Source organism: Alkalibacterium sp. s-m-28 (assembly GCF_054658175.1).
The window spans coordinates 1-286 of the sequence record NZ_BAAGIQ010000356.1; the positions used below are offsets into that span (position 1 = coordinate 1).

Consider the following 286-nt stretch of genomic DNA (forward strand, 5'->3'; position numbering starts at 1 on the left):
TACAGATCGCTCGCGTACGTTGCGCTAACTGTTCTTGTCTATCACGGATCCTTCCGGATTATGTCATTCCCCATAAACGCTATGTTGTCGGCCTTATTTGTCTCGCCCTGGACGTTACCCAATCCGTTGATTATTTCGCGCTCACAAGTCCATCAATATCCAATCCGAGTCCACCAATTCACGAATCAAGTCCGCCTCTGCTATCTGCTCGAATTTGCACTTCAAGGCAATCAATTCGCACATCAAGTCCACTTACTAGTCTCTTTTATGTATAGTAATTTTAGAA

Annotated in this window: 1 protein-coding gene; it reads left to right on the plus strand. The window is 44.4% G+C overall.

What is annotated here, in order from left to right:
* Positions 1–5 precede the first annotated feature (5 nt).
* A complete protein-coding gene (locus ACYQ4S_RS12610) occupies positions 6–275 on the plus strand; it encodes a DUF6431 domain-containing protein (RefSeq protein ID WP_459771528.1) in 270 nt (89 codons plus the stop codon).
* Positions 276–286: the final 11 nt, after the last annotated feature.